At 54.9% G+C, this 3,081-nt stretch carries 3 protein-coding genes; 2 read left to right on the top strand and 1 reads right to left on the bottom strand.

What is annotated here, in order from left to right; translation table 11 throughout:
- On the bottom strand, positions 1-1,052 hold a 1,052-nt coding region (locus tag L0H14_RS12225; RefSeq protein WP_301421971.1), incomplete at its 3' end, for a hypothetical protein.
- Between the two features lie 465 nt (positions 1,053-1,517).
- On the opposite strand from L0H14_RS12225, the gene mgtE reads away from it, so the two are divergent.
- Complete coding sequence (gene mgtE, locus L0H14_RS12220) at positions 1,518-2,876, top strand: magnesium transporter (RefSeq protein ID WP_301421970.1); 1,359 nt, start codon at positions 1,518-1,520, stop codon at positions 2,874-2,876.
- Between the two features lie 23 nt (positions 2,877-2,899).
- Positions 2,900-3,081: hypothetical protein (locus L0H14_RS12215; protein WP_301421969.1), on the top strand; the 182-nt coding region annotated here is incomplete at its 3' end.

Genomic DNA, 3,081 nt, shown 5'->3' with positions numbered 1-3,081 from the left:
GCAGCGGCTTGGATAAGCTTCGTATACATGAGTTGCGGGTCGGCCCGCCCTAAGAACTCCACTGCTTCGGAGCCCTTGCCTAGCCGTAAGGCAAGCTTTGCCCGTTTGAGCGGGATAACGCTGCCTGAGAATCCAACGCCATCAACTCGCGGAAACGGTAGGGCATCGAACATCTCAAGGCGGTGTTCTAGTTCGCTGTAGTGACCGGCGGACTCGAATATACGGTGAATCGCCACGATATAGAAGGGCCACATCTCGCCGATATCGTGGAGGCTGACTGCTTCAAGCCGGTCAAGCGCGATCTCACTGCTTCCCGAGAAGGTTAGAATACGGACAAACTCCAATTGCGTATCAATTTGCTCCTCGAGCCAACTTGAAGTTCGTTCAATGCGCCTCGTCCGTTTAAGGAAGGCTTTAGCACTCGTGACGTTGCCGAAGCATGCGTGGATCAGGGCGGACTTCACCAATACAGCGCGTGTCAGGTAACTATATTTTGGCGTGGCCGGGTGGAGTTGTACCTGTGTGAAAATCGTGAGTGCTTTCGTGAAATCCCCGGCCAGCATGGCCGAGATCCCGATCTCTAAAGATGCTTGTAAGCGCCAGCCACCCTGAGGGTCGAGAACAAACCGCATTTTGCCGAGGAGTTCTTCGATGATTTCGGCTTGGGCCAGAGCCTCGACGACGCGTCCTTCCATACGAAGGTCGTGCATCCGAAACATAGCCAGGATGAACATCTGTTGTGGGTCTTCGCTGTCGATATCTGACAGGGACTTCCGACTCTCAGCTCTTTCAGCTCGGGAGGCCTTGAGGATTCGATAGGCAGCGATGAGTAGCAGGGGAGGCGATGGTAAATTCTCCAGAATTATTTCGAGAACGCCTGCCATTCTTGCAGGTCGTAGTCCAAACCATAGTGCAGCAATATTGTCCTCGAGAAGGCGAGCTGCGTCGTCGAAATGCTCATCCCAAATAGCGGCTTCGACTTCGGCGACGAGAACTGACAAGTCGTCCCATTCCGGCAACGTCTTGTCAGTTGAATGGGGTGGGGCAGACATATGGGCATACCGCTCATGTATTTGAAAGACCAGAAGTGCCTTTGGGCACATAATAACTCCGGATCGTCATGCGCGCCATGTTAACGTCGGGCAACAGTGCGAAATGTTCAATCTCTCAGGGTATGCCCGCCTTGGTTAAGCACTTATCGCGGAAAGGACCACCCTGTGGTGCAAAATGTGGTGTGAGATTAAAGAGGTCATCTGGGTAGGGGGCGTTGAGCGGTTCCAGCTTGGTGAGAAGCTGCTGATAGGCTGAACTATGGTCCGCCGCATTGCGCAGACATGCGGCAAACATACAGTATTTGGGAGGTGTCCTCGTTGGACGAGAGTTCTAGTTATTGTCCTTGGCTGGACGCCGCCCGGTACCGCATTCTTTAACAGCGGTTCTTCGCAGCTACGGTGCTCCAGCAACTTTGATATCCACGGGTGTAGACCCATTGCTTTGAGCTTATGAAAGTGGTTGCTATGGCCAATAGGCAGCTAATCGACGTCAAGAATCTGATTGACGAAATCGAAGATCACCTCAACGACGAGAATTTCGCTGAAGTGGCCCAACGCATCAACGTGCTGAAACCGGCAGACGCGATCAGTGTCCTCGAACGCTTGAACCACCGTCACCGAGCCTTTGTGTACTTAATGTTCGATAAAGATTTGGCGCTGCGAGTTTTTGAAGGCCTCCCGCCGGTGTTGCAGGGAGACCTGGTAAATGCCCTGCAGGAGCATGACACCGCTGAATTGTTTATTGGACTGGCCCCGGACGACCGTGTGTGGTTGCTGGATGAATTGCCCGCCACCGTAGCTTCGAAACTTTTAGCGGGCTTGGACGTCGACGAGCGCGCCCAAACCTCGGCGCTGCTGGGCTATGCGGAGGGATCGATCGGCCGACGCATGAGCCCCCAGTTCATTACCTTGCGCCCGTATAATACGGTTGCCGATGCTATGGAACGGGTGAACTCGCGGCTCCACACCGCAGAAACCGTCTACTATCTGCCGGTCATCGACGACGGTCGACGCGTGATCGGAGCTGTCAGCTTGCGCCAGCTCATGGGTGCTCAGGATACGCAATCTGTTGACGAGCTCATGGGGACTGCTCGAACCGCTGATGTTTCCGAGGATGCGGAAAATGTGGCTCGTAGAACGGCACGGCGCGGTACGTTCGCGCTGTCTGTAGTGGATCACGAGGAGCGACTCGTCGGTATTTTTACCCTGGATGATGCGGTACGGATTCTGGAGCATGAGGAATCTGAAGACGTCTCACGTCAGGGTGGTGTGGAACCGCTGCGTCGTCCGTATCTCTCAACGCCGGTTTCACGATTGGTGCGCAGCCGCATCACCTGGTTGCTCGTCCTGGCGGTTGGTGCAACCCTGACTGTCCAGGTGCTGTCGGTCTTCGAGGCAACCCTTGAACAAGTGACCGTGCTCGCGCTGTTCGTGCCGTTGCTTATCGGGACCGGTGGGAACACTGGAAATCAGGCGGCTACCACTGTGACCCGCGCTCTGGCCTTGCACGATATTGAACCGCGTGACCTGTTCCGTGTGCTCACCAGAGAGTTGCGTACCGGATTCATGCTCGGAATTTTATTGGGGTCACTCGGCTTTGTGATTACGGCCCTGATCTATGAGTTCGAGGTCGGGCTGGTCATTGGGCTGACGTTGTTGGCCGTGTGTACCGTGGCCGCGGCGGTCGGCGGGGCGATGCCGTTGCTTGCACGTGCCATCAAAGTGGATCCCGCTGTGTTCTCGAACCCGTTCATTTCCACATTCGTCGATGCCACCGGGCTGATCATCTATTTCATGATCGCGAAGGCTATCCTGCAAATCTAAGAACTCGGGGTTATCCTTGAACAATGTCCACAACACAGCACACTGATGCCATCGAGATGGCGAAGGCCCGTCGTCGTCCACTCCCAGATACACCGCAGGTCCGCGCGTATATTCGCTTGATCAAAGAGGTTTCGCAGTTTCACGATGCACTGGTACAGGCGAGTCCCAGTGAACAACAACTCACAGAAGTGACTGAAACCTTGGC

Origin of the sequence: Yaniella sp., from assembly GCF_030453185.1 — a bacterium.
In the GTDB taxonomy this organism is placed as follows: domain Bacteria; phylum Actinomycetota; class Actinomycetes; order Actinomycetales; family Micrococcaceae; genus Yaniella.
This window is presented reverse-complemented; position numbering and strand designations above follow the sequence as displayed.